At 64.1% G+C, this 26,741-nt stretch carries 20 protein-coding genes and 3 tRNA genes; 11 read left to right on the top strand and 12 right to left on the bottom strand.

What is annotated here, in order from left to right:
* Nucleotides 1-33: 33 nt before the first annotated feature.
* Entirely contained in the window at nucleotides 34-1,743 is a 1,710-nt protein-coding gene (gene ilvD, locus AAG813_RS10145; RefSeq protein ID WP_341914495.1) for a dihydroxy-acid dehydratase, read from the top strand.
* Nucleotides 1,744-1,888: 145 nt separating this feature from the next.
* On the opposite strand, the gene AAG813_RS10140 is transcribed toward ilvD, so the two are convergent.
* Nucleotides 1,889-2,128 (bottom strand): TIGR04438 family Trp-rich protein, encoded by a 240-nt coding sequence (locus AAG813_RS10140; protein WP_096696419.1) that lies wholly within the window; start codon nucleotides 2,126-2,128, stop codon nucleotides 1,889-1,891.
* Nucleotides 2,129-2,242: 114 nt separating this feature from the next.
* Between AAG813_RS10140 and AAG813_RS10135 the strand changes: the two genes are divergently transcribed.
* Nucleotides 2,243-2,557: a c-type cytochrome gene (locus AAG813_RS10135; RefSeq protein ID WP_096696420.1), complete on the top strand. Its 315-nt coding sequence runs from the start codon at nucleotides 2,243-2,245 to the stop codon at nucleotides 2,555-2,557.
* A 207-nt stretch (nucleotides 2,558-2,764) separates the two neighbouring features.
* Here AAG813_RS10135 and acs read toward each other — a convergent pair whose 3' ends face one another.
* Complete coding sequence (gene acs, locus AAG813_RS10130; RefSeq protein WP_341914625.1) at nucleotides 2,765-4,762, bottom strand: acetate--CoA ligase; 1,998 nt, start codon at nucleotides 4,760-4,762, stop codon at nucleotides 2,765-2,767.
* A gap of 160 nt (nucleotides 4,763-4,922) precedes the next feature.
* On the opposite strand from acs, the gene AAG813_RS10125 reads away from it, so the two are divergent.
* Nucleotides 4,923-5,531 (top strand): YqhA family protein, encoded by a 609-nt coding sequence (locus tag AAG813_RS10125; RefSeq protein ID WP_341914491.1) that lies wholly within the window; start codon nucleotides 4,923-4,925, stop codon nucleotides 5,529-5,531.
* A 112-nt stretch (nucleotides 5,532-5,643) separates the two neighbouring features.
* On the opposite strand, the gene fumC is transcribed toward AAG813_RS10125, so the two are convergent.
* Nucleotides 5,644-7,029 carry a class II fumarate hydratase gene (gene fumC / locus AAG813_RS10120; protein WP_341914489.1) on the bottom strand — a complete coding sequence of 462 codons (1,386 nt, stop codon included), beginning with the start codon at nucleotides 7,027-7,029 and terminating at the stop codon, nucleotides 5,644-5,646.
* A 121-nt stretch (nucleotides 7,030-7,150) separates the two neighbouring features.
* Between fumC and AAG813_RS10115 the strand changes: the two genes are divergently transcribed.
* A complete protein-coding gene (locus tag AAG813_RS10115; RefSeq protein WP_341914487.1) occupies nucleotides 7,151-8,704 on the top strand; it encodes a fumarate hydratase in 1,554 nt (517 codons plus the stop codon).
* Between the two features lie 2 nt (nucleotides 8,705-8,706).
* Nucleotides 8,707-9,498 (top strand): glutamate racemase, encoded by a 792-nt coding sequence (gene murI, locus AAG813_RS10110; RefSeq protein ID WP_341914485.1) that lies wholly within the window; start codon nucleotides 8,707-8,709, stop codon nucleotides 9,496-9,498.
* A gap of 100 nt (nucleotides 9,499-9,598) precedes the next feature.
* Here the strand turns inward: murI and AAG813_RS10105 are convergent, their stop codons facing one another.
* Nucleotides 9,599-10,483, bottom strand: a complete 885-nt coding sequence (locus AAG813_RS10105) for a LysR substrate-binding domain-containing protein (RefSeq protein WP_341914483.1) — start codon at nucleotides 10,481-10,483, stop codon at nucleotides 9,599-9,601.
* A gap of 105 nt (nucleotides 10,484-10,588) precedes the next feature.
* On the opposite strand from AAG813_RS10105, the gene AAG813_RS10100 reads away from it, so the two are divergent.
* The 5 genes from AAG813_RS10100 to AAG813_RS10080 are packed head-to-tail and all read left to right on the top strand — an operon-like array spanning nucleotide 10,589 to nucleotide 16,118.
* Nucleotides 10,589-11,176 (top strand): cysteine dioxygenase family protein, encoded by a 588-nt coding sequence (locus AAG813_RS10100; RefSeq protein ID WP_341914481.1) that lies wholly within the window; start codon nucleotides 10,589-10,591, stop codon nucleotides 11,174-11,176.
* A gap of 40 nt (nucleotides 11,177-11,216) precedes the next feature.
* Complete coding sequence (locus AAG813_RS10095) at nucleotides 11,217-12,794, top strand: rhodanese-like domain-containing protein (RefSeq protein ID WP_341914479.1); 1,578 nt, start codon at nucleotides 11,217-11,219, stop codon at nucleotides 12,792-12,794.
* A 52-nt stretch (nucleotides 12,795-12,846) separates the two neighbouring features.
* Nucleotides 12,847-13,839 (top strand): tripartite tricarboxylate transporter substrate binding protein, encoded by a 993-nt coding sequence (locus AAG813_RS10090; RefSeq protein WP_341914477.1) that lies wholly within the window; start codon nucleotides 12,847-12,849, stop codon nucleotides 13,837-13,839.
* 29 nt (nucleotides 13,840-13,868) lie between these two features.
* Complete coding sequence (gene metC / locus AAG813_RS10085; protein WP_341914623.1) at nucleotides 13,869-15,059, top strand: cystathionine beta-lyase; 1,191 nt, start codon at nucleotides 13,869-13,871, stop codon at nucleotides 15,057-15,059.
* A 42-nt stretch (nucleotides 15,060-15,101) separates the two neighbouring features.
* Nucleotides 15,102-16,118: a putative sulfate exporter family transporter gene (locus AAG813_RS10080; protein WP_341914475.1), complete on the top strand. Its 1,017-nt coding sequence runs from the start codon at nucleotides 15,102-15,104 to the stop codon at nucleotides 16,116-16,118.
* A gap of 106 nt (nucleotides 16,119-16,224) precedes the next feature.
* On the opposite strand, the gene AAG813_RS10075 is transcribed toward AAG813_RS10080, so the two are convergent.
* From AAG813_RS10075 to AAG813_RS10065, 3 genes are read right to left on the bottom strand one after another with little or no spacing between them, the layout of a single operon-like run.
* Nucleotides 16,225-17,673, bottom strand: coding sequence for an efflux transporter outer membrane subunit (locus AAG813_RS10075; RefSeq protein ID WP_341914473.1), 1,449 nt, complete (start codon nucleotides 17,671-17,673; stop codon nucleotides 16,225-16,227).
* Complete coding sequence (locus AAG813_RS10070) at nucleotides 17,666-20,842, bottom strand: efflux RND transporter permease subunit (RefSeq protein ID WP_341914471.1); 3,177 nt, start codon at nucleotides 20,840-20,842, stop codon at nucleotides 17,666-17,668. Before AAG813_RS10070 ends, AAG813_RS10075 begins: the two co-directional genes overlap by 8 nt.
* A 12-nt stretch (nucleotides 20,843-20,854) precedes the next feature.
* Complete coding sequence (locus tag AAG813_RS10065; protein ID WP_341914621.1) at nucleotides 20,855-22,144, bottom strand: efflux RND transporter periplasmic adaptor subunit; 1,290 nt, start codon at nucleotides 22,142-22,144, stop codon at nucleotides 20,855-20,857.
* A gap of 195 nt (nucleotides 22,145-22,339) precedes the next feature.
* Here AAG813_RS10065 and AAG813_RS10060 point away from each other — a divergent pair, with 195 nt between their 5' ends.
* Nucleotides 22,340-23,014: a TetR family transcriptional regulator gene (locus tag AAG813_RS10060; RefSeq protein WP_341914469.1), complete on the top strand. Its 675-nt coding sequence runs from the start codon at nucleotides 22,340-22,342 to the stop codon at nucleotides 23,012-23,014.
* Nucleotides 23,015-23,016: 2 nt separating this feature from the next.
* Here the strand turns inward: AAG813_RS10060 and AAG813_RS10055 are convergent, their stop codons facing one another.
* The 5 genes from AAG813_RS10055 to lon form a co-directional block, all read right to left on the bottom strand.
* Nucleotides 23,017-23,655, bottom strand: a complete 639-nt coding sequence (locus AAG813_RS10055; protein WP_341914467.1) for a DUF6806 family protein — start codon at nucleotides 23,653-23,655, stop codon at nucleotides 23,017-23,019.
* Between the two features lie 82 nt (nucleotides 23,656-23,737).
* Nucleotides 23,738-23,829: transfer RNA gene (locus AAG813_RS10050), tRNA-Leu, on the bottom strand.
* Nucleotides 23,830-23,882: 53 nt separating this feature from the next.
* Nucleotides 23,883-23,956: transfer RNA gene (locus tag AAG813_RS10045), tRNA-Cys, on the bottom strand.
* A gap of 107 nt (nucleotides 23,957-24,063) precedes the next feature.
* Nucleotides 24,064-24,139: transfer RNA gene (locus tag AAG813_RS10040), tRNA-Gly, on the bottom strand.
* A 69-nt stretch (nucleotides 24,140-24,208) separates the two neighbouring features.
* Nucleotides 24,209-26,638 carry an endopeptidase La gene (gene lon, locus AAG813_RS10035; RefSeq protein WP_341914465.1) on the bottom strand — a complete coding sequence of 810 codons (2,430 nt, stop codon included), beginning with the start codon at nucleotides 26,636-26,638 and terminating at the stop codon, nucleotides 24,209-24,211.
* Nucleotides 26,639-26,741 lie beyond the last annotated feature (103 nt).

Here is a 26,741-nt window from a genome sequence, read left to right as displayed (position 1 = left end):
CCGACCCCAAATTTTCCACCGCAGAGACACCCCATGACACAACAGGACAAGGACAGCGTCGGCGACGCCATCAACCGCCGCAGCAGAAACATCACCGAAGGCACCTCGCGCGCCCCGAACCGCTCGATGTATTACGCGATGGGTTACGAGGCCGATGACTTCAAGAAACCCATGGTCGGCGTCGCCAACGGCCACAGCACCATCACACCCTGCAACAGCGGCCTGCAACGGCTTGCCGATGCAGCAATCGCCGGCATCGAGGAGGCCGGCGGCAACGCGCAGGTGTTCGGCACGCCGACCATCTCCGACGGCATGGCCATGGGCACGGAGGGCATGAAGTACTCGCTGGTCTCCAGGGAAGTAATTTCCGACTGCATCGAGACCTGCGTGCAGGGCCAGTGGATGGACGGCGTGCTGGTGGTCGGCGGCTGCGACAAGAACATGCCGGGCGGCCTGATGGGCATGCTGCGCGCCAATGTGCCGTCCATCTATGTGTACGGCGGCACCATCTTGCCGGGCCACTACAAGGGCAAGGACCTGAACATCGTGAGTGTGTTCGAAGCCGTGGGTGAACACGCGGCCGGTCGCATGAGCGACGAGGACCTGCTGCAGATCGAACGCCGTGCCATTCCCGGCACCGGCAGCTGCGGCGGCATGTACACGGCCAACACCATGTCGTCCGCCTTTGAGGCGCTGGGCATCTCGCTGCCCTACTCCTCGACCATGGCCAATCCGCACGACGAAAAGGCCAACTCAGCGAAGGAGTCGGCCAAGGTGCTGGTCGAGGCGATCCGAAAGAACATCAAGCCGCGCGACATCGTGACGAAGAAGTCGATTGAAAACGCCGTGGCCGTCATCATGGCCACCGGCGGCTCCACCAACGCCGTGCTGCACTTCCTGGCGATCGCACATGCGGCCGGCGTGGACTGGACGATTGACGACTTCGAGCGCGTGCGCGTCAAGACACCGGTGCTGTGCGACCTCAAGCCCTCGGGCAAATACCTGGCGGTGGACCTGCACCAGGCCGGCGGCATCCCGCAGGTCATGAAGATGCTGCTCAAGGCGGGCCTGCTGCACGGCGACTGCCTGACCATCGAAGGAAAGACGATTGCCGAGGTGCTCAAGGATGTCCCGGACGCGCCGCGTGCCGACCAGGACGTGATCCGCCCGATCGACAAACCCATGTATGCGCAGGGCCACCTGGCCATTCTCAAGGGCAACCTTTCTCCGGAAGGCTGCGTCGCCAAGATCACCGGCCTGAAGAACCCGGTGATGACCGGCCCGGCCCGCGTGTTTGACGACGAACAGTCCGCGCTCGAGGCCATTCTGGCCGGCAAGATTGTCGCGGGCGACGTGATGGTGCTGCGTTACCTGGGCCCCAAGGGCGGCCCCGGCATGCCGGAAATGCTGGCACCGACCGGTGCGCTGATCGGCGCCGGCCTGGGCGAAAGCGTGGGCCTGATCACCGACGGCCGTTTTTCAGGCGGCACCTGGGGCATGGTGGTCGGCCACGTCGCCCCGGAAGCGGCGGCGGGCGGCAACATTGCCTTCATCCACGAAGGCGATTCCATCACCATCGACGCCAAACAATTGCTGCTGCAACTGAACATCGACGACGCCGAACTGGCCAAACGCAAGGAGGGCTGGAAAGCGCCATTGCCGCGTTACATGCGCGGCGTGCAGGCCAAGTTCGCCTTCAACGCCTCGAGCGCCAGCAAGGGCGCGGTGCTTGACGACTATTGAGATCCCCAACAGCCGAGCATCAAAAAAGCCCCTGCAGGCAACTGCAGGGGCTTTTTTAATCGCGTGAACGACGCCGGAGCGCAGCGAGCGGCGGCCTGCAAGGCCAGCGAAGCTACACGCTAGTAGAGCGAACGTGGGGCTCTATCTACTTCCTTCGTTTGAGCATCCCCATGGCATCACGTTGCCGGTCGATCCGCTCTTTCTTGCGTTTTTCCATTTTTTCCATGGCATTCTTTTCGGTGAGGCCGGACTTGTCCGCCCACCACCACCACAGCACGGCCAGCCCGAACGGCGCCAGCACCACCCACCAGGGCCAGCCCGCCACTGGCGCGACCTCGAGGTACTTTAAGGCAATGCCGACGATGCCCAACAACAGAAAAAACATGGCTGACTCCTGAAAAGCCCGGGGTAACCCTTTGAAAGCGAGGTCAACCCGGACCACTACAATGACGTTGAACGACTGTAACCGAATCCATAACTCCCCCCACGAGGTTTAACGATGAAACGTCTCTGCTTAGTGATTGCTTCCCTGGCCGCAGGTTTTGCCGTGTCCACCCCGGCGTTGGCTGACCTGCAACTGGCTACCGCCAAAAACTGCATGGCCTGCCATGCAGTGGCAACCAAACTGGTCGGCCCATCCTACAAGGACGTGGCGGCCAAATACGCGGGTCAGAAGGACGCCGTTGACAAGCTCGCCGCAAAAATCGTCAAGGGCGGTGCCGGCGTGTGGGGCCCTGTGCCCATGCCCGCCAATGCCCAGGTCAATGCCGATGAAGCCAAGAAGCTGGCGGCTTGGGTCATGACGCAAAAATAAGCCCGGCCTTCCGGCACAAAAAAAGCCCGTTGATCCAACGGGCTTTTTTCATGGGCGCGGCCTTCCTGGCGCCGCCCCCGATCACAGGTTCTCGGAGAGTTGATCGAGGATGGCCGGGTTTTGTGGCCACATCACATCGCTTCGCGATATGAGTGTCCTCCACCCCCCGCCACAGCTTCGCTGATGCGGCCTTTCGGCCGCCCTTGATCAAAGATTCTCGGAGAGTTGATCAAGGATGGCGGGGTTTTCAAGCGTCGAGGTGTCCTGGGTGATGGCTTCGCCCTTGGCGATGCCGCGCAGCAGGCGGCGCATGATTTTTCCGCTGCGGGTTTTCGGCAGGTTGTCGCCAAAACGGATGTCCTTGGGTTTGGCGATCGGCCCGATCTCCTTGCCGACCCAGTCGCGCAGCTCTTTCGCAATCGCCTTGGCCTCGTCGCCGGTTGGCCGTGAGCGCTTGAGCACCACGAAAGCCACAATCGCCTCGCCGGTCAGGTCGTCAGGCCGGCCCACCACCGCGGCCTCGGCCACCAGTGCCGAATGCGAGACCAGCGCCGACTCGATTTCCATCGTGCCCATGCGGTGGCCCGACACGTTGAGCACGTCGTCGATGCGGCCGGTGATGCGGAAGTAACCGCGGTCGGTGCTGCGCACTGCGCCGTCGCCGGCGAGGTAGTACGTGCCGCCCATCTCTTCGGGGAAATAACTCTTCTTGAAACGCTCGGGATCGTTCCAGATGGTGCGGATCATCGACGGCCAGGGGCGCTTGACCACCAGCATGCCGCCGGAGCCGTTGGGCACGTCCTTGCCGAGTTCATCGACGATGGCCGCCATGATGCCGGGCAGCGGCAAGGTGCAGCTGCCGGGGACCAGCGGCGTCGCACCCGGCAGCGGCGTGATCATGTGGCCGCCGGTTTCGGTTTGCCAGAAGGTGTCGACCACCGGGCAGCGCTCGCCACCGACGTTTTTGTAGTACCACATCCAGGCTTCGGGGTTGATGGGCTCGCCCACCGTGCCGAGAATGCGCAGGCTGCTCAGGTCGGAGCGCGCCGGATGGATTTTTTCGTCGGCTTCGGCCGCCTTGATCAGCGAGCGGATCGCGGTCGGCGCGGTGTAGAAAATGCTGACCTTGTGTTTTTCGATCATCTGCCAGAAGCGGCCGGCGTTCGGGTAAGTGGGAATGCCTTCAAAAATCACCTGCGTCGCGCCAGCGGCCAGCGGGCCGTAAGCCACGTAGGTGTGGCCGGTGATCCAGCCGATATCGGCAGTGCACCAGAACACATCGGACGGCTGGATGTCGAAGGTCCAGTCCATGGTCAGCTTGGCCCACAGCAGATAACCGCCGGTGCTGTGCTGCACGCCTTTGGGTTTGCCGGTGGAACCGGAGGTGTAGAGGATGAACAGCGGATGTTCCGCACCGACGAATTCCGGCTCGCAGGTGGCCGCTTGTTTTGCCGTGACCTCGTGCATCAGGCTGTCGCGCCCGGCGACCATGTTGCAGGCCGTGGCCGTGCGCTGGTAGACGATCACGTTCCTGATCGACTCGCAGCCGCCCATGGCGATGCCCTCGTCCACGATGGCCTTGAGCGGCAGTTCCTTGCCGCCGCGCAACTGGTAATTGGCCGTGATGACGGCCACCGCGCCAGCGTCCTGGATGCGTTCCTGCAGGCTCTTGGCGGAAAAGCCCCCGAACACCACCGAGTGGGTCGCGCCTATGCGCGCGCAGGCCTGCATGGCGACCACGCCTTCCACCGTCATCGGCATGTAGATGATGACGCGATCGCCCTTCTTGATGCCCATGGCCTTGAGCGCGTTGGCGAACTGGCAGACCTTGCCGTGCAATTCCTTGTAGGTGACGTTGGTCACCTTGCCGTCGTCGCTTTCGAAGATGATGGCCTTCTTGTTCTCGGTGGCGGTGCCGAGGTGGCGGTCCAGGCAGTTGTAGGAAGCGTTGAGCTCGCCGTCGGCAAACCATTTGTAGAACGGCGCATTCGACTCGTCCAGCGTCTGGGTGAAAGGTTTCTTCCAGCTCAGGTTCTCGCGCGCCAGCCGGGCCCAGAATCCCTCGAAGTCTTTTTCGGCTTCGGCGCACAGCGCCTGGTAGGCGTCCATGCCGGAGATGCGGGCGGATTTGGCCAGCTCGGGATTCGGGAAAAAGACCCGGTTTTCAACCAGGGTGGACTCGTGGGCAGATGACGGCGCGTTCATGATGGCTTGTCTCCTCAGGTTGTCGTTGATAGGTGCTAATGTCATATTTGGCACTTACAGTCCACTGACTGGCGGGAAGCTTACAGATTTAACCCCAATTCAGGCAAAACGGGCAGCACGCCTACAATCCGCACAGTCCGTACAAACCCCCATAAAAATCATGTCAGACCCCAAGCCCGTCATCACCAAAGTTTCCCCGCTGCGCCCGATTCCCAACTTCATTTTTGCCAGCCGCTGGCTGCAGTTGCCCCTGTATGTCGGCCTGATCGCCGCGCAGGGCGTCTATGTCTTCCACTTCCTGGTCGAGCTGCTGCACCTGATCGAGGCCGTCTTCGGTAGCCAGACCGCGCTGCAGGCCCTGGTCACCAGCATCGGTTACAAGACCGAGGTCCCCATCACGACGCTCAACGAAACCGTGATCATGCTGGTGGTGCTGGCGCTGATCGACGTGGTCATGATCTCCAACCTGCTGATCATGGTGATCGTCGGCGGCTACGAGACCTTTGTCAGCCGCATGAACCTTGAAGGCCACCGCGACCAGCCCGAGTGGCTGAGCCACGTCAACGCCTCGGTGCTCAAGGTCAAGCTGGCCACCGCCATCATCGGCATCAGCTCCATCCACCTGCTGAAAACCTTCATCAATGCCGACAACTACACCGACCGGGTGCTGATCGCGCAGACCGTCATCCACATCACCTTCCTGCTGTCAGCGCTGGCGATTGCCTACACCGACAAGATCATGTCGGGCATTGCCTCGCAAAAACACTGACCGCGTGCAAGCATTCCAAAAAATGGGCCTGATGGCCCTTTTTTTATGCCCAAAATAGGCCTCCAACCCATACCAGACAAGCGCAGAAAGCTATTGATTCAATAGCAACCGGCTAACGCCCGGTCATGTTTGCCGGCACCACCCAGGCGTCAAACTGCTCGCCGGTTACATGACCCGAGGCCAGCGCCGCCTCGCGCAGGCTGCTGCCTTCCTTGTGCGCCTTCTTGGCGATGAAGGCCGCCTTGTCGTAACCGATGTGCGGGTTGAGCGCCGTCACCAGCATCAGCGAACGGTCCACCAGCTCGGCGATGCGCGCGCGGTTGGGGGTGATGCCCACCGCGCAATGGTCGTTGAAACTGGTGATGCCGTCGGCCAGCAGGCGCACGCTCTGCAGGAAGTTGTGCGCGATCATGGGTCGGAACACATTGAGCTCGAAATTGCCCGACGCACCGCCCAGGTTGATGGCCACGTCGTTGCCGAAGACCTGGCAGCACAGCATGGTCACGGCTTCGCTCTGGGTCGGGTTGACCTTGCCCGGCATGATGGACGAGCCCGGCTCGTTTTCGGGAATCGACAACTCGCCGATGCCGCTGCGCGGCCCGCTGGCCAGCCAGCGCACGTCGTTGGCGATTTTCATCATGCTGGCGGCCAGGGTTTTCAGCGCGCCGTGCGCATGCACCAGCGCGTCGCAGGACGCCAGGGCCTCGAACTTGTTGGGCGCGGTCACAAACGGCAGCCCGGTCAGGCGCGCCAGTTCGGCCGCCGCCTGCTCGGCATACCCCCGGGGCGCGTTCAGGCCGGTGCCGACGGCCGTGCCGCCCAGCGCCAGCTCGCACAGGTGCGGCAGGGCCGCGTTCAGATGCCGCTGCCCGTGCGCGAGCTGGGCCACATAGCCCGAAAACTCCTGACCCAGCGTCAAGGGCGTGGCGTCCTGCAGATGGGTGCGGCCAATCTTGACGATGCTGTCGAAATCGCGCGCCTTCTGCGCCAGCGTGGCGTGCAGCTTATCCAAGGCCGGCAGCAGCCGGTGCGTGATGGCGTCCACCGCCGCCACATGCATGGCGGTCGGAAACACATCGTTGGACGACTGGCTGCGGTTGACCTCGTCGTTCGGATGCACCAGCCGGTTCTCGCCGCGTTCGCCGCCCAGCAGCACGCTGGCGCGGTTGGCCAGCACCTCGTTGACGTTCATGTTGCTCTGCGTGCCCGAGCCGGTCTGCCAGACCACCAGCGGAAACTCGCTGGCGTGCTGGCCGGCGATCACCTCGTCGGCCGCCGCCATGATGGCCAGCGCCTTCTTGCCGTCGAGCAGGCCCAGCGCCAGGTTGACGCTGGCCGAAGCCCGCTTGACCTGCGCCAGCGCCCGGATGATCTCGCGCGGCTGCAACTCGCCGGAGATGTCGAAGTTCTGCAGCGAGCGCTGGGTCTGCGCGCCCCAGAGCCGGTCGGCCGGTACGGCGATGGGGCCAAAGGTGTCGTGTTCGGTGCGGGTTGTCATGCTCATTCCTCGATGTGAAAAGGTGGCTTTTCGCACCCTGTCAAAATACGGGGTTGCGCTTACCGTATCACACGGGCGGCCCCGTGAAAAGTCAGCCTCCCACGAACCCTTGACCCTGATCATGACCACCACCATCCAACAAGCCGACCTCATCGAATCCGTTGCCGCCGCCCTGCAGTACATCAGCTACTACCACCCGGCCGACTACATCGCCCACCTGGCGCGCGCCTACGAACGCGAGCAGAGCCCGGCGGCCAAGGACGCGATTGCGCAGATCCTGACCAACAGCAAGATGAGCGCGACCGGGCATCGCCCGATCTGCCAGGACACCGGCATCGTCAACGTGTTCCTGAAAGTCGGCATGGACGTGCGCTGGGGCGGTTTCACCGGCAGCCTGGACGACGCCATCAACGAAGGAGTCCGGCAAGGCTACAACCACCCCGACAACACCCTGCGTGCCTCGGTCGTGGCCGACCCGCAGTTCGACCGCAAGAACACCAAGGACAACACCCCGGCGGTGATCTTCACCGAGATCGTTCCCGGCAACACGCTGGAAGTCACCGTGGCGGCCAAGGGCGGCGGCAGCGAAAACAAAAGCAAGCTGGCCATGCTCAACCCCGGCGACTCCATCGTCGACTGGGTGCTCAAGACGGTGCCGACCATGGGCGCCGGCTGGTGCCCGCCCGGCATGCTGGGCATAGGCATTGGCGGCACCGCCGAAAAAGCCGTGCTGATGGCCAAGGAAAGCCTGATGGACGACCTTGACATGTACGAGCTGCAGGCCAAGGCCGCCTCGGGCGCGGCCCTGACCAAGGTCGAGGCGCTGCGCCTGGAGCTGTTCGAGAAGGTCAACGCGCTGGGCATAGGCGCGCAGGGCCTGGGTGGCCTGACCACCGTGCTCGACGTCAAGATCCAGATGTACCCGACCCACGCGGCCAGCAAGCCGGTCGCCATGATCCCCAACTGCGCCGCCACGCGCCATGCGCACTTCGTGCTCGACGGCAGCGGCCCGGTCTACCTCACTCCGCCGAGCCTGGACCTGTGGCCCAACGTCAACTGGACGCCCGACTACGTGAAGAGCCAGAAGGTCAACCTCGACACGCTGACCCCCGCCGAGGTGGCCAGCTGGAAGCCCGGCCAGACCCTGCTGCTGTCGGGCAAGATGCTGACCGGCCGCGACGCTGCGCACAAGCGGATTGCCGACATGCTGGCCAGGGGCGAGAAGCTGCCGGTGGACTTCAGCAACCGCGTGATTTATTACGTGGGCCCGGTGGACCCGGTCGCCGGCGAGGCGGTCGGCCCGGCCGGCCCGACCACGGCCACCCGCATGGACGGCTTCACCGAAATGATGCTGGCGCAGACCGGCCTGATCTCCATGATCGGCAAGGCCGAACGCGGCCCGGTGGCGATCGAGGCCATCAAGAAACACAAAAGCGCCTACCTGATGGCCGTCGGCGGCGCCGCCTACCTGGTCAGCAAGGCCATCAAGAGCGCCACCGTCGTCGGTTTTGCCGACCTCGGCATGGAAGCGATTTACGAGTTCGACGTGGTCGACATGCCGGTGACCGTGGCGGTGGATTCGGGCGGCACCAGCGCCCATATCACCGGCCCGGCCGAGTGGCAGAAAAAGATTGCCACCGGCGAGTTCAAGGGAATCGCCGTCGCCGCAGCCTAGTGGTGCGCGCAGGGCCTGTCGGCGTTTTTGACAGCGGCGTCGGTGGCCTGAGCGTGCTGCGGGCGCTGCGCGCCGAGTTGCCGCACGAGGACTTCGTTTATCTGGCCGACTCGGGGTTCGCGCCCTATGGCGAGCGCGGCGACGATTATGTGATCGCGCGGACACGGACCGTGGTTGAACGCTTGCTGCAAGACCACGAAGTCAAGGCCCTGGTGATCGCCTGCAACACGGCAACCGCCGCAGCCATCCACCTCATCCGCCAGGCGTATCCCCACTTGCCGCTGGTGGGCGTGGAACCAGCACTCAAGCCGGCGGCCGCCCTCAGCAAGACCAGGCGCATCGGCGTGATCGGCACGCGCGGCACGCTGGGCAGCGCCAGAGTCCGCGCGCTGCACGAGGCGCTGAAAGACCAGGCCGAGTTCGTGCTTGTGCCCTGTGATGGTCTGGCCGATGCAATCCAGAACGACGATGCCGCGCAGATTGCGCAGCTTTGTGCCCGCTACATGGAGATCCTTGGCCCCTGCGGCACCCAAGCAGGTCAGATCGACACCCTGGTCCTGGGCTGCACGCACTACCCTTTCGCGCAACACCAGCTCGCACGCCATGCTGGCGAAGGTGTGCACCTGATCGAGACCGGTGAGCCGGTCGCACGCCAGACGCGGCGCCTGATGGAAGCGGCAGGCCTGCTCAAGGCCGGCGGCGATGGCCGCATCACGCTGCTGGCCACCGGCTCGGTGCAAGCGCTGGAAGCGGCGGCACGGCGCTGGCTGCAGCTGGACATCGCGGCAAGTTAGCTACACATTTAATAGCTGCTCGCGCTCGTCCGACAAGGACCGGGGCCACAAAATGCATTCGATCCGGGCCGCAGTGCCGATGGCGGCAAAGCGGTCACCCTCAAGCAGCCACGTCAGGCGGCGAGGCGCTGCGAATCAGGCCCAGGTTGGCCTTGAGCATATCGAACACCTTGCGCGTCACCGGGTTGATGACGTTGCGTCGAACGAACAGGTAGTAATCCAGATCAGGCAGGCGCGGCAGGCCATCGTTCTCGCCGAGCACACGCAGGTCGGCGCCCGCGATCTCGATGCCGCGCGCGGTCACGCCCAGCCCGGCCCGCAACGCAGCCTTGATGCCGATCAGGCTGGACGCGGTGTAGTTGGGCGACCACTGGACGCCAGCGGCGTCCAGTGCCTCGCGCGCCAGCCGGTAAAACACGCTCGGGCCTTCCACCATGATCAGCGGCACCGGCTTGGCGCGGTCATGCACATAGCTGGCCGAGCACAGCCACACCGTGGGCGAGGTGCGGAGCACGACCCCCTCGAGTGCGGAATCATTGCGGTTGGAGATGGTCATGTCGATCTCCCCGCGTTTGAGCGACTCCATCAGGAAAGGGCTGCGCCCCACGTGAATGTCGAGCTGCAGCAAGGGTGAGGCACGCGCCACCTGCGCCAGCAGGGAGGGGAGCATGGTGTCCGCCACATCGTGCGGCGCGCCTATACGAAGCACGCCTTCGAGGTTACCCTGCTGCAGGCTGCGCATGGCCTCGTCGTTGATGGCCAGCAGGTGGCGCGCGTAGTCCAGCAGCTTGAGGCCATGTGGCGTCAGGCGCTTGTGGCGTCCTTGCTTGCTGAACAGCGGGTGGCCGATCTGGTCTTCCAGCCGCTGCATCTGCTGCGTCACTGCCGATTGCGTCTTGCCCAGGTGCACGGCGGCGCCGGCAAAGCTGTCCTGCTCCTGAATGGCCACCAAGGACCGTAGCAATTCGAGATCAAGCGTATTCATACATAACAAATACTAATGTATTTAGCTTCGTTTCCATGTTGTTCGAAAAAGCAGGTCTGAGTACATTGGCCTTCATCCCAGTGACTTTACTCAGGAAAAAGACCCATGACCACCTCAGCAGCACGTAGCCAGGCCGTAGACGCCAGCATCGAACGCATTAAGAAAATGGCTGGAAGCGGTGAGCCTACCCGCCGATCGCTGGCCGACATCCTGACCGTCCTGAATCAACTGGCAGCACAGACGGACTTGTGGAGCGCCGCCGAGTTCGCTGCGCCGGAGGGCGACGAACTGCAGGCCCGCTACCTGATCACCGAAGACGCAGACCAGAGCTTTGCGCTCTACCTCAACGTGATGCGCCCCGGAAAACGCATCGTGCCGCACAACCACACCACCTGGGCCTGCATCAGCGCGGTGGAAGGCTCCGAACTCAACCGCGTGTATGAGCGCCTGGACGACGGCTCGGTGCCGGGCAAGGCGCAGCTCAAGGAAGTGGGAGCCGTCGTGGTCGCGCCGGGCACGGGCATCGCATTGATGCCGGACGACATCCACTCGGTCGAAATCCCCGCCGGGCAGGTCATCCGCCACTTGCACATGTATGGCCGCGCCCTGGAAACCCTGAACACGCGCACCGGCTACGACATGGAAAAAGGCAGCTGCGAAACCATGTCCATTGGCGTGCAGACGCGCCGCTGATGCCTTTGCCCGCTCCTCCTCACCTTTCCCCCAGGTTCCCATGACACGTTTTGTAGAAGCCGCCACACTGAAGTCGTGGCTGCACGACGGCCACGAAATTGCGCTGTTCGACGTGCGCGAGCATGGCCAGTACGGCCAGTCGCATCTGTTTTACGGCATCACCCTGCCTTACAGCCGGCTCGAGCTGGACGTGCTGCGACTGGCACCGCGCAAGACCGTGCGTCTGGTGGTCTACGACGACGGGCAGGATGTCGCGCCGCGCGCCGCGCGCCGATTGCACGCGCTGGGTTACACCCAGGTGTTTGTGCTGCAAGGCGGCACCGCAGGCTGGCAGGCCGCCGGCTTTCCCTTGTTTGCGGGCGTGAATGTGCCGTCCAAAACCTTTGGGGAACTGGTCGAACAGGTGTATCACACGCCCCGTGTCAGTGCCACCGAACTCGCGGGCATGCTCGACCGGCGTGAAGATGTGGTGGTGCTGGACGGCAGGCCTTTTTCGGAATTTCAGAAAATGAACATCCCGACGGCCACCAGTTGCCCGAATGGCGAGTTGGCATTGCGTGTGCGCTCCCTGGTGCCGAGCGAGCAGACCCGCATCGTGATTAATTGCGCCGGCCGCACCCGTAGCATCCTCGGCGCCCAAACCCTCATCAACCTGGGCCTGCCCAATCCGGTCTTCGCACTTGAAAACGGCACCCAGGGCTGGTATCTGGCCGACCTGGCGCTCGAACACGGCGGCCAGCGCCGTTATGGCGAGCAGGGTGAGCCGGCCGGCATGCGTGCCGCAGCGCAGGCGCTGGCCGGCCGCTTCGAGGTGCAGGTGGTCGATGCGGCCACCGTAGCCATGTGGGCCGGCGATGCCGAACGCACACTCTTTCTCTGTGATGTCCGCACACCCGAGGAATATGCCCGCGGCAGTCTGCCGGGCGCCCAGCACACACCGGGCGGCCAGTTGATCCAGGCCAACGACCAGTATGTGGGCGTGCGCCAGGCCCGACTGGTGCTGTTCGATTCCGATGGCATACGTGCGCTCACCATCGCCAGCTGGCTGCGCCAGATGGGCCACGATGCCAGCGTGCTGGACCGGGGCCTGGACAGCGGTCTGGCCTTGCCCGCACCGCAGCCGGTGGCTTTGCCGGCACTGCCGGCCATCCACGCCGGCGCCCTCGCGTCCGGCCTAGCCGATGAATCCCTGGTCGCGCTGGACCTGCGCGCGAGCATGCAGTTTCGCCACGACCATATCGCAGGCACCCGCTGGTCGATCCGGCCGCGCCTGACCGGCCTGCTCCAGGGTGAACGCCGTCCGGTCGTGCTGATTGCGGACGATCCGGCCGTGGCCGCCTGTGCCGCCATTGACCTGCAGGAGATGGGCCTGTCGGCGCGCCTGCTGGAAGGCAACACGGCCAACTGGCGCGATGCCGGTCTGCCGATGCAGGGGCCGGGCCGTTTGCCGGCAGACGCGGACTGCATCGATTTCCTGTTCTTTGTGCACGACCGGCATGACGGCAACAAGGAAGCCGCGCGCCAGTACCTGGCTTGGGAGGTCAACCTGATCGACCAGCTGGACGAGCGCGAACTGAATGCCTACCGCCTGCCGCCTGTACACCCCCTTCCCCATTGAGTTTCTAGTCACACCCCTTCCGTCCTTGCCATTTTTTCATCCAGGAGTCGCCATGCTTGCCAAGCTGAAATTCACTGTTGCCTCATTGTGCTGGGCTGTGTTTGCCCTGCCCGGCGCGTCGGCCCAGCCGATGCCGCAGGTGGGCGGTTTTCCCAACCAGGCCATCAAGTTCGTGTCGCCCTTCCCCGCCGGCGGCGGCAATGACGGCACCACACGCCTGGTGACCAGCCGCCTGTCGGAGATCATCGGCCAGAGCGCGGTGGTCGACAACCGCGGCGGCGCCGGCGGCAACATCGGTGCCAAGGCGGTGGCTGACGCCAAGCCGGATGGCTACACCGTGCTGACAGGACAGGTCTCGCTGATGGCCGTCAACCCCACGCTGTATGCGTCGCCGGGCTTTGACCCGATCAGGAATTTCGTGCCCATCACCCAGATCAACGCAGCACCCCTGGCTCTCGTCGTGTCCGGCACTTCGCCGCTGAAAAGTTTTGCCGATCTGGCCGCCAGCATCAAGAGCCAACCCGGCCGCATCACCTACGCCACGCCGGGTAACGGCACGCTGTCCCATCTGGTCGGTGTGGTTCTGGAAAAAGACAGCGCGCTGAGCATGACCCACGTGCCCTACAAGGGCGCCGCACCCGCCATCACCGACTTGCTCGGCGGGCAGGTGGACCTGCTGATCACGTCCACCTCCTCGGTGTCCAGCTTCATCCAGAACGGCAAGATGCGCGCCCTGGCCGTCACCAGCCCGCGCCGCATCGGCGTGTTCGCAAAAGTCCCGACGCTGGAAGAACTCGGCTACCGCAACTCGACCTTTGAAGACTGGTATGGCTTTTTTGCACCCGCCGGCACGCCACCGGAGCGCGTGGCCTACCTGCATGACAGCATCGTGCGCTCGCTCAGGACACCCGAAGTCAGCAAGCTGATCACCGACGGCGGCAGCGAAGTGGTAGGAAATACGTCCGCCGCGTTTGCCGCGCAGCTCAGGGAAGACATCGCCCGCTGGTCCCGCGTGGTCAGGCTCTCGGGCGCCAAGCTCGACTGATGCGCCAGCCCGCCGTCGCACCCACCGCCATGAACACCCCGAAGCCTTCACCCACGTCGCTGACACGGCTGGTCCACGCCGGAAAACGCCCGGCCTTCGACGGAGGGCGCACGGTGAATCCGCCCATCGTGCGTGCCAGCACGGTGCTCTTTGACAGCGTGGCGCAGCAGCGCGAGATGCGTGAGAGGCGCGGCGATGAGCGCCTGTTCACCTACGGCGCGCGCGGCAACCCGACCAGCTTCGCGCTCGAAGACCTGGTCAGCGAACTCGAGGGCGCGTACCGCACGCGGCTGTTTCCCACCGGCCTGGCCGCCATCGGGATGACCCTGCTGGCCTACCTGAAGCCGGGCGACCACCTGCTGATGTCGGACAGTGTGTACGAACCGGCCCGCAAGCTCGCTGATTCCTTTCTCCGGCCCTACAACATCCGCTGCACCTTTTTTGCCGCCAATGGCAGCGACGTGGAAGAAAAAATCGAGACCGGCACACGCCTGATTTATGCCGAATGCCCGGGCTCGCTGGTCTATGAGATGTGCGACCTGCCACGTCTGGCCGAACTGGCCCGTGCGCGTGGCCTGCTGGTGGTGGCCGACAACACCTGGGGCTCCGGCTGCCAGTACCGCCCGCTGGCGCTGGGCGCTGACGTCTCCATCATGGCCGCCACCAAATACCTGTCCGGCCACTCCGACGTGATGATGGGCACTGTCGCCACCACAAAAGAAGCCTGGCCGGCGCTGGCCGAACGCAGCGATGCCTTTGGCATGACGGTCAGTCCCGACGACGCCTACCTCGTGCTGCGTGGCGCACGCAGCCTGGCCGCACGCCTGGCCATGCACGAGAGCCATGGCCTGCAGGTGGCGCACTGGCTTCAATCGCGCCATGAGGTGGCAACGGTGTTTTCCCCGGCCCTCCCCGATCACCCGGGCCATGCCTTGTGGCAAAGGGACTGCAAGGGCAGCAATGGCCTGGTGTCCTTCGAGCTGCAGCCCGGCTTCAGCCAGGACGCTGCCGAGTGCCTGATCGACAGCCTGCAATTGTTTGGCATAGGCGCCTCCTGGGGCGGTTATGAAAGCCTGGTCACGCTGGCCGACATGCGACGCGCCCGCAGCGTGACCGACTGGTCGGCGCGCGGCCAGGTGATCCGACTGCACGTCGGGCTGGAAGATCCGGTGGACCTGCTGGCCGACCTCGCTCAAGGGTTTGCCGCGCTACCCGCCTGAGTCGGTTCCCCTCCTCTTTTTTTCCTCGAGGTTTTCCCAACCATGCTCAGCCGTGCGCGCCCCTGGATACGTCACACCCGCAGCCTGTGGCCCGGCCTGGCGCTGCCGGTGCTCATCATGCTGGGCGCGACCTTCCTCTCGGACCACTACGGTGGGCCGCAACTGCTGTACGCCCTTCTGTTCGGGCTGGCATTTCATTTTCTGTACGAAGATGAACGCTGCCGGCCCGGCATCGAGTTCTGCTCGAAAACGCTGTTGCGCATCGGGGTGGCGCTGCTGGGCGCACGCATCACGCTGGCTCAAATCGGACAGCTCGGCATCGGCCCGCTGGCCACGGCGGCGCTCGGCATCGTGAGCACGATCGCACTGGGTGCCTGGCTGGCGCGGCGCTTGGGCCTGAAGACCGACTTCGGCCTGCTTTGCGGTGCAGCCGTGTCCATTTGCGGCGCGTCGGCCGCCCTGGCGGTATCCGCCGTGATGCCCAAAAGCAGGGAGAACGAACGCCGCACGCTGCTGACAGTGGTGGGTGTGACCGGACTGTCCACCCTGGCCATGCTTGTCTATCCGCTGCTGGTCAAATTCCTGCGGCTCAGTGACACCGGCGCCGGCATCTTTCTGGGCGGCACCATCCATGACGTGGCGCAGGTCGTGGGCGCCGGTCTGATGATTTCGCATGAAGCGGGCGACGTGGCCGTGATCATCAAGCTGTTTCGCGTGATGCTGCTGGTGCCCGTGGTGGCGGCACTGGCCTGGTACTGGCGGCAACGCGCCAGCACGGCCGAGGGCAGCAGCCGGTCGACGCCCTTGCTGCCCTTTTTCCTGATGGCTTTCATGGCGCTGGTGCTGGTCAACAGCCTGGGGGGGATCACCCCGCGGCTTATGGAAGGCCTGAGCCAGGTGTCCCGCGTTTGCCTGGTGGTGGCCATTTCGGCACTGGGTATCAAGACCTCGTTCGAAGACCTGGTGAAACTGGGCTGGCGCCCGATGGCGCTGATGCTGGCCGAAACCCTCTGGCTGGCCGCCGTGTTTGTGATCTACCTGTGTGTCCTTGCCGCCTAGGCCTGCCGCCGAGTATTGAACAAATAGGCCACAAGCCATTTACCAGCAATCGCAGGCAGCTATGCTATTAATAGCATAGCCATCTGACTGAAGCCCACGCCCTGCTTCAGTGCGTCGTCGCAGCGGGCTCCGTCCAGCCGCCACCAAGCGTCTTGTACAGCGTGACCTGGTTCTGCAACTGCAGCAGCCGGGTCTGCACCACGGCCTGCCTGGCGGCGAACAGGGAGCGCTGTGCATCCAGCAGGTCGAGCTGGCTGGCGATGCCGTTCTGGTAACGCAGGTCCGAGAGCTTGAAGCGGGTGGCTTCGGCGCTGGCCTGGGCCTGCTGCGCGCGCAGCTGTTCGCCCAGCGTGGCGCGCCCGGCCAGTGCGTCGGCCACTTCGCGGAACGCGGTTTGAATCGCCTTTTCGTACTGCGCCACGGCGATGTCGCGATTCACATTGGCGGAATCCAGCCCGGCGCGGTTGCGGCCGGCGTCAAACAGCGGCAAAAACAGCTGCGGCGCCAGCGTCCAGCCGTAGGTGCCGCTTTCGAACAGCCCCGACAGGTGGTTGCTGGCACTGCCGGCCGAAGCCGTCAGCGAAATGCGCGGGAAAAACGCGGCACGCGCCGCGCCGATGTTGGCATTGGCCGCCAGCAGCTGCTGCTCGGCCTGGCGAATGTCAGGGCGTTTGGTCAGCAGGTCCGAAGGCAGGCCGGCAGGCACGTCCACCATCAGCGGTGCATCGGCCAGCGCCTGGCCGGCCGGCAGCGCCGCCGCGAGTTCACCGGTCAGCGGCTGGCCCAGCAGCAGCGTCAGCAGGTTTTCGTCAAGCGCGCGCTGGCGCTGCAGCTGCGCCAGGCTGATGCGGGCCGCCTCGGTCAGCGACTCGGCCTGGCGCAGGTCCAGCTCGGAGGTGGCACCGTTGTCAAAACGCAGCTGGCTGAGCTTGAAGGATTCCTCGCGCGTGGCCAGCGTCTGTGCGGTGATGGCCAGCAGTTCCTCGTCGGCCAGCAGGCTCAGCCAGGTGTTGGTCACGGTCGCAATCAGGCTGATCTGGGTGGTCTTGCGGCCCTCCTCGGTCGCCAGGTACTGCGCCAGCGCGGCGTCCTTGAGGCTGGCCACACGGCCGAAAAAATCGATTTCATAAGACGTCATCGCCAGGCCGGCGGTGTAGACGCTGGAAATATTTCCTCCGGTGGCGGGCTGGCGTGTGCCGGTCGCCGAGGCGCCCACCGTCGGGAACTGGTCGGCGCGCCGGATCTGGAACTGCGCCCGCGCCTGCTCGATGTTGAGCACCGCGATGCGCAGGTCGCGGTTGTTGCGCAGGGCCGCCTCGATCAGCAGCCGCAGCTTGGGGTCGCTGAAAAAACTCTGCCACTCGATGTCGGCCGCGGCGGTGGTCTGCACGGCTGTCGAGGCCGTGGTCGGGGCGACGGCGAGCGAACGTGCCAGACGCAGGCCCGGCCAGTCGGTCGCGACCGGGGCCTCGGGGCGTTCATATTTGGGCGCCATCGAGCAGCCCGCCGCCAGCGCGACTGCGCTCAACACCAGCGCCTTCGTCAGCTTAGTCATGCGCTTTGCCTTCATTTCCATCTCCGTCAAAACCAGCCGCCTTGGCGTGGTCGGAATACATTTTTCTCTGCCGCTCGCTGCTCTTGAACAGGCTGCGCACCACGACAAAAAAGACCGGTACAAAAATCACGGCCAGTGCGGTCCCGGTGATCATGCCGCCGATCACACCGGTGCCGATGGCGCGCTGGCTGGCCGAGCCGGCGCCGGTGGCCAGCGCCAGCGGCAGCACCCCCATCATGAAGGCCAGCGAGGTCATCACGATGGGCCGGAACCGCAAGTGGGCAGCGGCCAGCGCCGACTCAATCGCGCTCTTGCCCTGCGCTTCCAGGTCTTTCGCAAACTCGATGATCAGGATCGCGTTTTTCGCCGACAGGCCGATGATGGTGATCAGGCCGACCTGGAAATACACGTCGTTCGAGTAGGCGCGCAGCAGCGTGGCCAGCAGCACGCCGAGCACGCCCAGCGGCACCACCATGATCACCGCCAGCGGAATGGTCCAGCTTTCATACAGCGCGGCCAGGCACAGGAACACCGCGAGGATGGCAAAGCCGTAGAGAATCAGCGCCTGCGAGCCGGCGAGTTTTTCCTCGCGCGACTGGCCGGTCCACTCGAAACCAAAGCCGGCGGGCAGCTGCCCGGCCAGCTTTTCCATCTCGGCCATGGCTGCGCCCGAGCTGTAGCCCGGCGCAGCGGCACCCGAAATACGCATCGCCGGATACCCGTTGTAGCGGATCGTCTGCTGCGCACCGGTCACCCAGCGTGTGCTCGCAAACCCCGACAGCGGCACCGGCCGGCCCTGGCTGTTGCTCGCATTGATACGCAGCAGGTCGTCCGGCTGCATGCGCGCCGGCGCATCGGCCTGCACCACCACACGCTGCAGGCGGCCCTGGTTGGGAAAGTCGTTCACATAGCTGGAGCCCAGTGCCGTCGACAGCGTGGTGTTGATGGAGTCAAAGGAAACCCCCAGCGCATTGGCCTTGTCACGGTCAATGTCGATCTGCAATTGCGGGCCGTCTTCCAGGCCGTCCGGACGCACCTGCGCCAGCACCGGGCTCTTGCCGGCCATGCCCAGCATCTGGTTGCGTGCGTTGACCAGCGCCTCGTGCCCGGCGCCTGCCCGGTCCTGCAGGCGGAAGGTGAAACCGCTGGCCGTTCCCAGTTCGGGAATGGGCGGCGGGCTCAGCGGAAAGATGAACGCATCGCGGATGCCGGACAAGGCGCCGAAGGCCCGGCCCGCCAGCGCTTCGGCCGACTGGCCGGGACCTTCACGCAAGGACCAGTCCTTGAGCGTGACAAACGCCAGCGCCGCATTCTGGCCCTGGCCCGAGAAGCTGAAGCCCAGCACACCGACCATGCTCTGCACTTCGGGCTGCTTGAGGATGTAGGCCTCGACCTGCTGCATGACAGCCAGCGTCCGGTCCTGGGTCGCACCGGGCGGCAACTGCACGTTGACCAGTATGTTGCCCTGGTCCTCGCCGGGCAAAAAGGAGGTCGGCAGGCGGGTGTAGGCCACCGCGACGGCGGCGATGATGGCCACATAGATGATCAGGTAACGCGCAGCCCGTTTCAGCACACGGGCGACCATGCTTTCATACCCCTTGGCGGTGCGTGAAAAGCTGCGGTTGAACCAGCCGAAAAAGCCGCGCTTTTCATGGTGGTGGCCCGCCTCCACCGGCTTGAGCAGCGTCGCGCACAGGGCCGGGGTCAGGGACAGGGCCATGAAGGCGGAAAAACCGATGGATGCCACCATCACCGCCGAGAACTGGCGGTAGATGTTGCCGGTGGAGCCGGCAAAAAAAGCGAGCGGCACAAACACCGAGATCAGCACCACGGTCACGCCGATGATGGCGCCCGAGATCTGCCGCATCGCCTTGCGCGTGGCTTCCAGCGGGGACAGCCCCTCCTCGCTCATGATGCGCTCGACGTTTTCGACCACCACGATCGCGTCGTCCACCACGATGCCGATCACCAGTACCATGCCGAACATGGTCAGCACGTTGATCGAAAAGCCCAGGGCCAGCAGCGTCCCGAAGGTGCCCAGCAGCGCAATCGGCACGACGATGGTCGGGATCACGGTGTAGCGCCAGTTCTGCAGGAACAGGAACATCACCAGGAAAACCAGTGCCACCGCTTCCAGCAGTGTGACCGCCACCTGCGAGATCGATATCTGCACGAAGCGCGAACTGTCGTAAGGAATGCTCCAGCTCACGCCTTGCGGAAAATACCGCTCCAGCTCGGCCATCTTCTCGCGCACGGCTTTGGCCGACGCCAGGGCGTTGCCGCTGGGGGACAACTGGACACCGACCCCGACCGCCGGCTGGCCGTTGAGCCGGGCCGAGGTGGCATAGGTCTGGCCGCCGAGCTCGATGCGCGCCACGTCCTTGAGCCGCACAGCCGAGCCGTCGGTGTTGGCGCGCAGCACGATGTTGCCGAACTGTTCGACGTCGGCGAGCTGGCCGTTGACCACCACGGTGGCGGCGATGCCCTGGCCAGCGACGTTGGGCAGGTCACCGATGGTGCCCGACGACACCTGCGCGTTCTGCGCGCGGATGGCGGCGGTGACCTCGGCGGACGACAGGTTGAAGCCCGCCAGCTTGGCCGGATCGATCCAGACGCGCATGGCGCGCTCGGAGCCGAACAGCTGGGCCTGGCCGATGCCGGGCAGGCGCTGCAGCTCGGGCACCACGGTGCGCGATGCGTAGTCGCCCAATGCAATCGGGTCAATCGCCGGGTTGCTCGACGACAGCATGGTGAACAGCAGGAAGTTCGAGCGCGACTTGTCGACACGCACACCTTGCTGCGTCACGGCCTGGGGCAGGCGCGGCGTGGCGCGCGACAGGCGGTTCTGCACGTCCACCTGGGCCAGGTCGGCATTGGTGCCGGGCTGGAAACTGATGGTGATGCTGCCCGAGCCGTTGGCCTGGGCCACCGACTCCATGTAGATCAGGCCGGGCGAGCCGTTCATCTCGCGCTCGATCACCGACAGCACGCTGTCCTCCAGCGTCTGGGCCGAGGCGCCGGGGTAGGAGACATTGATGACAATGGACGGCGGCGCGACCGGCGGGTACTGGGAGATCGGCAGTTGCGTGATGGCCACGCTGCCCATCACGATGATGAAAAGCGCGATCACCCAGGCAAAGATAGGCCGATCAATGAAAAACTTGGCCATGCAGTGCGCTCCTTATTTGGCGGCTGCGGAGGCAGCAGGCGCGGCGGACGCTGCAGCGGGTGCAGCAGGTGCCGCCAGTGCGGAGGCAGTGGCTGCGGCCGGCGCTGAAGCCGCACCAGCGGACGCTGCACCTGCAGGCTGCCAGGGCACGGGCTTGACGCTGGCGCCAGGGCGCAGTTTCTGGAAGCCGTCGACCATGACCTGCTCGCCGGTTTTCAGCCCCTCGAGAATCACCCACTGGTTGCCTTTGGCGGAACCGATTTTCACCGGCCGCGTCGAGACCTTGCCTTCGGCATCAACCACCATGACCGTGTCGCCCTGTCCCGAACGCGTGACGGCCTGCTGCGGCAGGGTCATGGCATTGGTGGCCTGCGCCTGCTCCAGGCGCACCCGCACAAACAGCCCGGGCAGCAACTGGCCGCTCGGGTTGGGCACCTCGGCGCGCAGGGTGATCTGCCCTGTGGTGGCGTCGACCGTCAGGTCCGAAAACAGCAGGCGGCCGGGACGTGCATACTCCGTGCCGTCCTCGAGCACGATACGCACGCTGACCGCATCGCCGCCGCTGGCGCGCTTGAACTGGCCGCTGTCCATGGCAGCGCGCAACTTCATCACATCCGAAGCCGATTGGGTGAAGTTGACGTACATGGGGTTGATCTGCTGGATCACCGCGAGCTGGGTCGCGTCGCCCTGCCCGACCAGCGCGCCTTCGGTGACCAGGGCGCGTCCGATGCGGCCCGAGATCGGGGCGGTCACCGAGGCATAACCGAGGTTGATACTGGCGGTCTGCACATTGGCCCTGCCCACGGCCACATCGGCTTCGGCCTGCTTCTGCGCCGCCACTGCGTTCGCGAACTCCTGCTTGCTGATGGCGTTGGCCTCCACCAGCGGCTTGTAGCGCTGCGCCAGCGCCGTGGCCTGCGCCAGATTGGCTTCAGCACGGGCCTGGCCGGCTTTGGCACTGGCCGCGGCGGCGGCATAGGGCGCGGCATCAATGCTGAACAGCGGCTGCCCTGCTTTCACGTCGCTGCCTTCACGAAACAGCCGTTTTTGCAAAATGCCGGCGGCGCGCGCCCGCACCTGCGCCACGCGGGAGGCCTCGAGCCGTCCGGGCAGTTCTGTCACCAGACCCACGTCGCCCTGGGTCACGGTCACCACCCCCACCTGCGCGGGCGGGGGAGCGGCGGGCGCCTCGCCGGCGCCCTTGCCACAGCCGGCAAGAAGCAGGGACACCATCGCAGCGGCCAGCAGCCACTGATGATTGCTGGAGGGGAGCGCCTCAAAGGGCTGCTTGACGCGGTACATGGGCATGCTGATCCTCGAATTTTCTGGAGTGAAGCGCAAAAGATGGGTCCTGGATGGCAGGCCTGATGGCAACGGCCAGGCGGCTCCATCGGACGAAAGGCAAAAGAATAAGGGTTTTTGCGAGTGTTATAGTTTACATACGTTTATGAATGTATAGATAAACCCGCTTGAAAACCTGTTTTCAGGAGAAGAAGCATGGTCCGACGAACCAAAGAAGACGCCTTGGCCACCCGCCACAAGCTGCTCGATGCGGCCGAGCACCTGTTCCAGGCGCAGGGCGTCTCACGCACCAGCCTGCAGGACATCGCCCGGAGGGCGGGCGCCACCCGCGGCGCGGTCTACTGGCACTTCAAGGACAAGGCCGATCTCTTCAACGCGATGATGGAACGGGTCACCCTGCCCCTTGAAAAGACCTTTCAGGATCAGCTGGGGCAAGAAGGCCGGGAGGAGCAAAACGCGCACACCGACCCGCTCGCACGCATTCGCAGCGGCGTGGGCGAGGCGCTGCGGCGTATCGCGAGCGACCCGCAGACGCGCCGCGTCTTCGAAGTGGCCACCCACAAGGTGGAATATGTCGGCGAGCTCCAGTCGTTGCGGCTGCGTCACCTGAAGAGCCGGAGCGACTTTCTGGCGCAGGTGGAACGTGGTTTCGAGGCGGCCGCCCGGCACCATGCGCTGGAACTGGCGGTGCCGACAGCTGCGGCGGCGCAGGGTCTGCATGCCATCATCGATGGCCTGATCCAGAGCTGGTTGCTGGAAAGCACCGACTTCGACCTGGTGTCCCTGGGACGGGACGTGGTGGAGGTCTACCTGCGCGGGCTGGGATTTCCCGGCCCCAGCAAGAGCACTACGGCCCCGCCCGGGTCTTAACCCTAATGCAGATGCCGCGGCTTGCGTCCGCCGCCGCCGTGGCCTGAGCCGCCCTGCGGACCGCCCATTCCGCGCGGAGGCCGGCCCAGCTGCATGGAGCTGACCAGCGCATCAAAACGCTGCTCGAACAACTTGTCGACAGCGGACACCACATCGCCGAGTTCGGACGCATCAAAATGCCGCTCCATCAGGCCGATCATGTCCTGCACCAGCAGGTCGCGCTGGACCTGCATGATGGCAGCCGGCGTGGGGCCGACAAAATACATCGCGAAGTCATCCCGGGCTTCTTCGCCGTCGGGCTCCTCGTCCTCGTCAAAATCTGCATCGTAGAAAGTGACTTCAATGGGCGCACCGCTGGCAGCCAGCTCGTTCAGGGCCATGCAGACCTCGTCGAGCACCTGGCGAAAATCCTCGTCACCGGGCACCGTCCAGCACAGTTGCAGCAGATGCTGGTGGACATCGAAGCGTATGCCGGGCTCTTCCTCATAGGTGCTGGCGGCGCCGTCGGCCAGCGACTTGGCGCCCGCGTATTTCCAGAGCGGCTTCAGGGCTTCCTGCAGCTGCTCAAAGCCGACATCCTCACGCAACGGCACTTCGCCGTGGACGTGTATTTCGAAAGGAGGGGTGGTGTAGCGGGCCATGGAATCTATCTTAACCAGTTGCGGTCTGAAATGGGCATCACCAGCACACCGGCAAGGCCTGCGCGGCGGTGTTCCTGGGGGCTGGTGCCTGAGACCGGAATCGAACCGGTACGCCCGTTTTCACGAAGCGGCGGATTTTAAGTCCGCTGTGTCTACCTATTTCACCACTCAGGCCGGGGACATGCTGACGAACAAAAAAGCCCCTGGAAGGGGGCTGAAAAAAATGATGGAGGCGCGGGCCGGAGTCGAACCGACCTACTCGGATTTGCAATCCGGTACATAACCGCTTTGTTACCGCGCCGTAATCTGTCTGCCTTCAGTAGAACCAACAGGATGATTCTACTGAATCGCTTGTGAACTGCCACCAATGAAAAAGGACAGCATTTTTAAGTGCTGCCCTTTTCGAATTGGAGCGGGAGAAGAGTCTCGAACTCTCGACCTCAACCTTGGCAAGGTTGCGCTCTACCAACTGAGCTACTCCCGCGTTATCAGCCTCGAATTATAGCGTGCTTTTTTGTGCTTCGCGAAGAAACTTGAAAAATTTGCAGAATACTTAATGCTTGATGCTGCCCGCGACTTCCACCGCCGGTGCGGCAGGCGCTGCTGCTGCCACAGCGGGCTCGTCGTCCGGCAACGGAACCGGCTGGCGCACCAGTGCAATCTGCAGCACCTGGTCAATCCATTTGACAGGCACGATCTCGAGACCGTTCTTCACGTTCTCCGGAATCTCCTGCAGGTCCTTCGCGTTCTCTTCAGGGATCAACACGGTCTTGATGCCGCCGCGCAAAGCCGCGAGCAGTTTTTCCTTCAGACCGCCGATCGCCGTCACCTCGCCGCGCAGCGTGATCTCGCCGGTCATCGCCACATCGCCGCGCACGGGAATGCCGGTGATGGCCGATACAAACGCCGTGGTCATCGCCGCACCGGCGCTCGGACCATCCTTGGGGGTGGCGCCGTCGGGCACGTGAATGTGGATGTCACGCTTCTCGAACATTTCGTCCTTGATGCCCAGCACCCGTGCCCGGCTGCGCACCACCGTGCGCGCGGCCTCCACGGACTCCTTCATCACGTCGCCGAGCGAACCCGTGCGCGTGATCACGCCCTTGCCCGGCATCATGGCCGCCTCGATCGTCAGCAGATCGCCGCCGACTTCCGTCCAGGCCAGACCGACCACCTGGCCGACCTGGTTGTGCTGCTCGGCGCGGCCATAGTCAAACTTGCGTACACCCAGGAACTCATTGAGGTTGTCGGCAGTAACCACCACCTTGGGCACCATCTTCTTGAGCTGGATGCCCTTGACCACCTTGCGGCAGATCTTGGACAGTTCGCGCTCAAGCGAGCGCACACCGGCCTCACGTGTGTAATAACGCACGATGTCGCGAACGGCTTGTTCCTTGATCTCCAGCTCGTCTTCCTTGACGCCGTTGTTCTTGAGCTGCTTGGGCAGCAGGTAACGCATGGCAATGCTGGTCTTTTCGTCTTCGGTGTAACCCGACAGGCGGATCACCTCCATGCGGTCCAACAAGGCCGGCGGGATGTTCATCGAGTTCGAGGTGGCCACGAACATCACGTCGCTGAGGTCGAAGTCGACCTCGACGTAGTGGTCGCCGAACGTGTGGTTCTGTTCAGGGTCCAGCACCTCCAGCAGTGCGCTGGAAGGGTCGCCACGGAAGTCGGTGCCCAGCTTGTCGATCTCGTCGAGCAGGAACAGCGGGTTGCGCGTGCCGGCCTTGGTCAGGCTCTGCAGCACCTTGCCGGGCAGCGCGCCGATGTAGGTACGCCGGTGCCCGCGGATCTCGGCCTCGTCACGCATACCGCCCAAGGCCATGCGCACGTACTTGCGCCCCGTGGCTTTGGCAATCGACTGGCCGAGCGAGGTTTTGCCGACGCCCGGAGGGCCGACCAGACAGAGAATTGGCGCCTTGAGCTTGTCGACGCGCTGCTGCACCGCGAGGTATTCAACAATGCGGTCCTTGACCTTTTCCAGGCCGTAGTGGTCTTCGTCCAGCACCGCCTCGGCGTTGGCCAGATCGTGCTTGATCTTGGTCTTCTTGCTCCACGGCAGGCCCGTCAGCACATCGATGTAGGAGCGCACCACGGTCGCCTCGGCCGACATCGGTGACATCAGCTTGAGCTTTTTCAGCTCGCTCTCGGCCTTTTTCCGCGCTTCCTGCGGCATTTTGGCGGTCTTGATCTTTTTCTCGATCTCTTCGATGTCCGCGCCCTCTTCACCCTCGCCGAGCTCCTTCTGGATCGCCTTGACCTGCTCGTTCAGGTAGAAGTCGCGCTGGTTTTTCTCCATCTGGCGCTTGACGCGGCCGCGGATTTTCTTGTCCACATTGAGGATGTCGACTTCGCGTTCGAGCTGCTCGTAAAGGTTTTCGAGACGAGCCTTGACGTTGTCCAGATCGAGGATGACCTGCTTGGCGTCCAGCTTGAGCGGCAGGTGCGCGGCAATGGTGTCGGCCAGCCGGCCGGCATCATCGATGCTCGAAATGGAGGTGAGGATTTCCGGTGGAATCTTCTTGTTCAGTTTGACGTAGTGGTCGAACTGCTGCATCACGGCGCGGCGCAGCGCTTCCGTCTCGCTGGTCTTGTCGCCGGGCGTGAGCACGGCCGCCTCCACCGGCGTCACATTGGCGCTGAAGTGAGCCTCACCCTCTTCGATCTTGTTGACGACTGCGCGTTGCTGGCCTTCGACCAGCACCTTGACCGTGCCGTCCGGCAATTTGAGCATCTGCAAAATCGTGGCCACGCAGCCGACCCCGAACATGTCCTCGACAGACGGTTCGTCCTTGGCGGCGGCTTTCTGCGCCACCAGCATGATGCGGCGCTCGGCCTCCATCGCCGACTCCAGGGCCTTGATGCTCTTGGGTCGGCCGACGAACAACGGGATCACCATGTGGGGAAACACCACCACGTCACGCAGAGGCAACAGCGGCAGGTCGATGGGGCTGGAAGGCAATGTGGTTTGTGCGGACATATCAACCCTTAAAGGTAGGCCTGTAACGAAAACCGTGGCGCCAGGGCGTCCGGGGATTTTCAGTATCGGTGAAAACAGTTATTTCGAAAGTGGGGAACAGCAG

It is taken from the genome of Polaromonas sp. YR568, from assembly GCF_943371715.1.
Classification (GTDB): Bacteria; Pseudomonadota; Gammaproteobacteria; order Burkholderiales; family Burkholderiaceae_C; genus Polaromonas.
The sequence above is the reverse complement of the archived record's forward strand: the minus strand, read 5'-3'. Positions and strand labels throughout refer to the sequence as shown.

What these genes read in the sequence shown, in the direction of transcription:
- ilvD (WP_341914495.1), top strand. Translation starts at nt 34, where the DNA reads ATGACACAACAGGACAAGGACAGCGTCGGCGACGCCATCAACCGCCGC.
- AAG813_RS10140 (WP_096696419.1), bottom strand. Translation starts at nt 2,128, where the DNA reads ATGTTTTTTCTGTTGTTGGGCATCGTCGGCATTGCCTTAAAGTACCTC.
- AAG813_RS10135 (WP_096696420.1), top strand. Translation starts at nt 2,243, where the DNA reads ATGAAACGTCTCTGCTTAGTGATTGCTTCCCTGGCCGCAGGTTTTGCC.
- acs (WP_341914625.1), bottom strand. Translation starts at nt 4,762, where the DNA reads ATGAACGCGCCGTCATCTGCCCACGAGTCCACCCTGGTTGAAAACCGG.
- AAG813_RS10125 (WP_341914491.1), top strand. Translation starts at nt 4,923, where the DNA reads ATGTCAGACCCCAAGCCCGTCATCACCAAAGTTTCCCCGCTGCGCCCG.
- fumC (WP_341914489.1), bottom strand. Translation starts at nt 7,029, where the DNA reads ATGACAACCCGCACCGAACACGACACCTTTGGCCCCATCGCCGTACCG.
- AAG813_RS10115 (WP_341914487.1), top strand. Translation starts at nt 7,151, where the DNA reads ATGACCACCACCATCCAACAAGCCGACCTCATCGAATCCGTTGCCGCC.
- AAG813_RS10105 (WP_341914483.1), bottom strand. Translation starts at nt 10,483, where the DNA reads ATGAATACGCTTGATCTCGAATTGCTACGGTCCTTGGTGGCCATTCAG.
- AAG813_RS10100 (WP_341914481.1), top strand. Translation starts at nt 10,589, where the DNA reads ATGACCACCTCAGCAGCACGTAGCCAGGCCGTAGACGCCAGCATCGAA.
- AAG813_RS10095 (WP_341914479.1), top strand. Translation starts at nt 11,217, where the DNA reads ATGACACGTTTTGTAGAAGCCGCCACACTGAAGTCGTGGCTGCACGAC.
- AAG813_RS10090 (WP_341914477.1), top strand. Translation starts at nt 12,847, where the DNA reads ATGCTTGCCAAGCTGAAATTCACTGTTGCCTCATTGTGCTGGGCTGTG.
- metC (WP_341914623.1), top strand. Translation starts at nt 13,869, where the DNA reads ATGAACACCCCGAAGCCTTCACCCACGTCGCTGACACGGCTGGTCCAC.
- AAG813_RS10080 (WP_341914475.1), top strand. Translation starts at nt 15,102, where the DNA reads ATGCTCAGCCGTGCGCGCCCCTGGATACGTCACACCCGCAGCCTGTGG.
- AAG813_RS10075 (WP_341914473.1), bottom strand. Translation starts at nt 17,673, where the DNA reads ATGACTAAGCTGACGAAGGCGCTGGTGTTGAGCGCAGTCGCGCTGGCG.
- AAG813_RS10070 (WP_341914471.1), bottom strand. Translation starts at nt 20,842, where the DNA reads ATGGCCAAGTTTTTCATTGATCGGCCTATCTTTGCCTGGGTGATCGCG.
- AAG813_RS10065 (WP_341914621.1), bottom strand. Translation starts at nt 22,144, where the DNA reads ATGTACCGCGTCAAGCAGCCCTTTGAGGCGCTCCCCTCCAGCAATCAT.
- AAG813_RS10060 (WP_341914469.1), top strand. Translation starts at nt 22,340, where the DNA reads ATGGTCCGACGAACCAAAGAAGACGCCTTGGCCACCCGCCACAAGCTG.
- AAG813_RS10055 (WP_341914467.1), bottom strand. Translation starts at nt 23,655, where the DNA reads ATGGCCCGCTACACCACCCCTCCTTTCGAAATACACGTCCACGGCGAA.
- lon (WP_341914465.1), bottom strand. Translation starts at nt 26,638, where the DNA reads ATGTCCGCACAAACCACATTGCCTTCCAGCCCCATCGACCTGCCGCTG.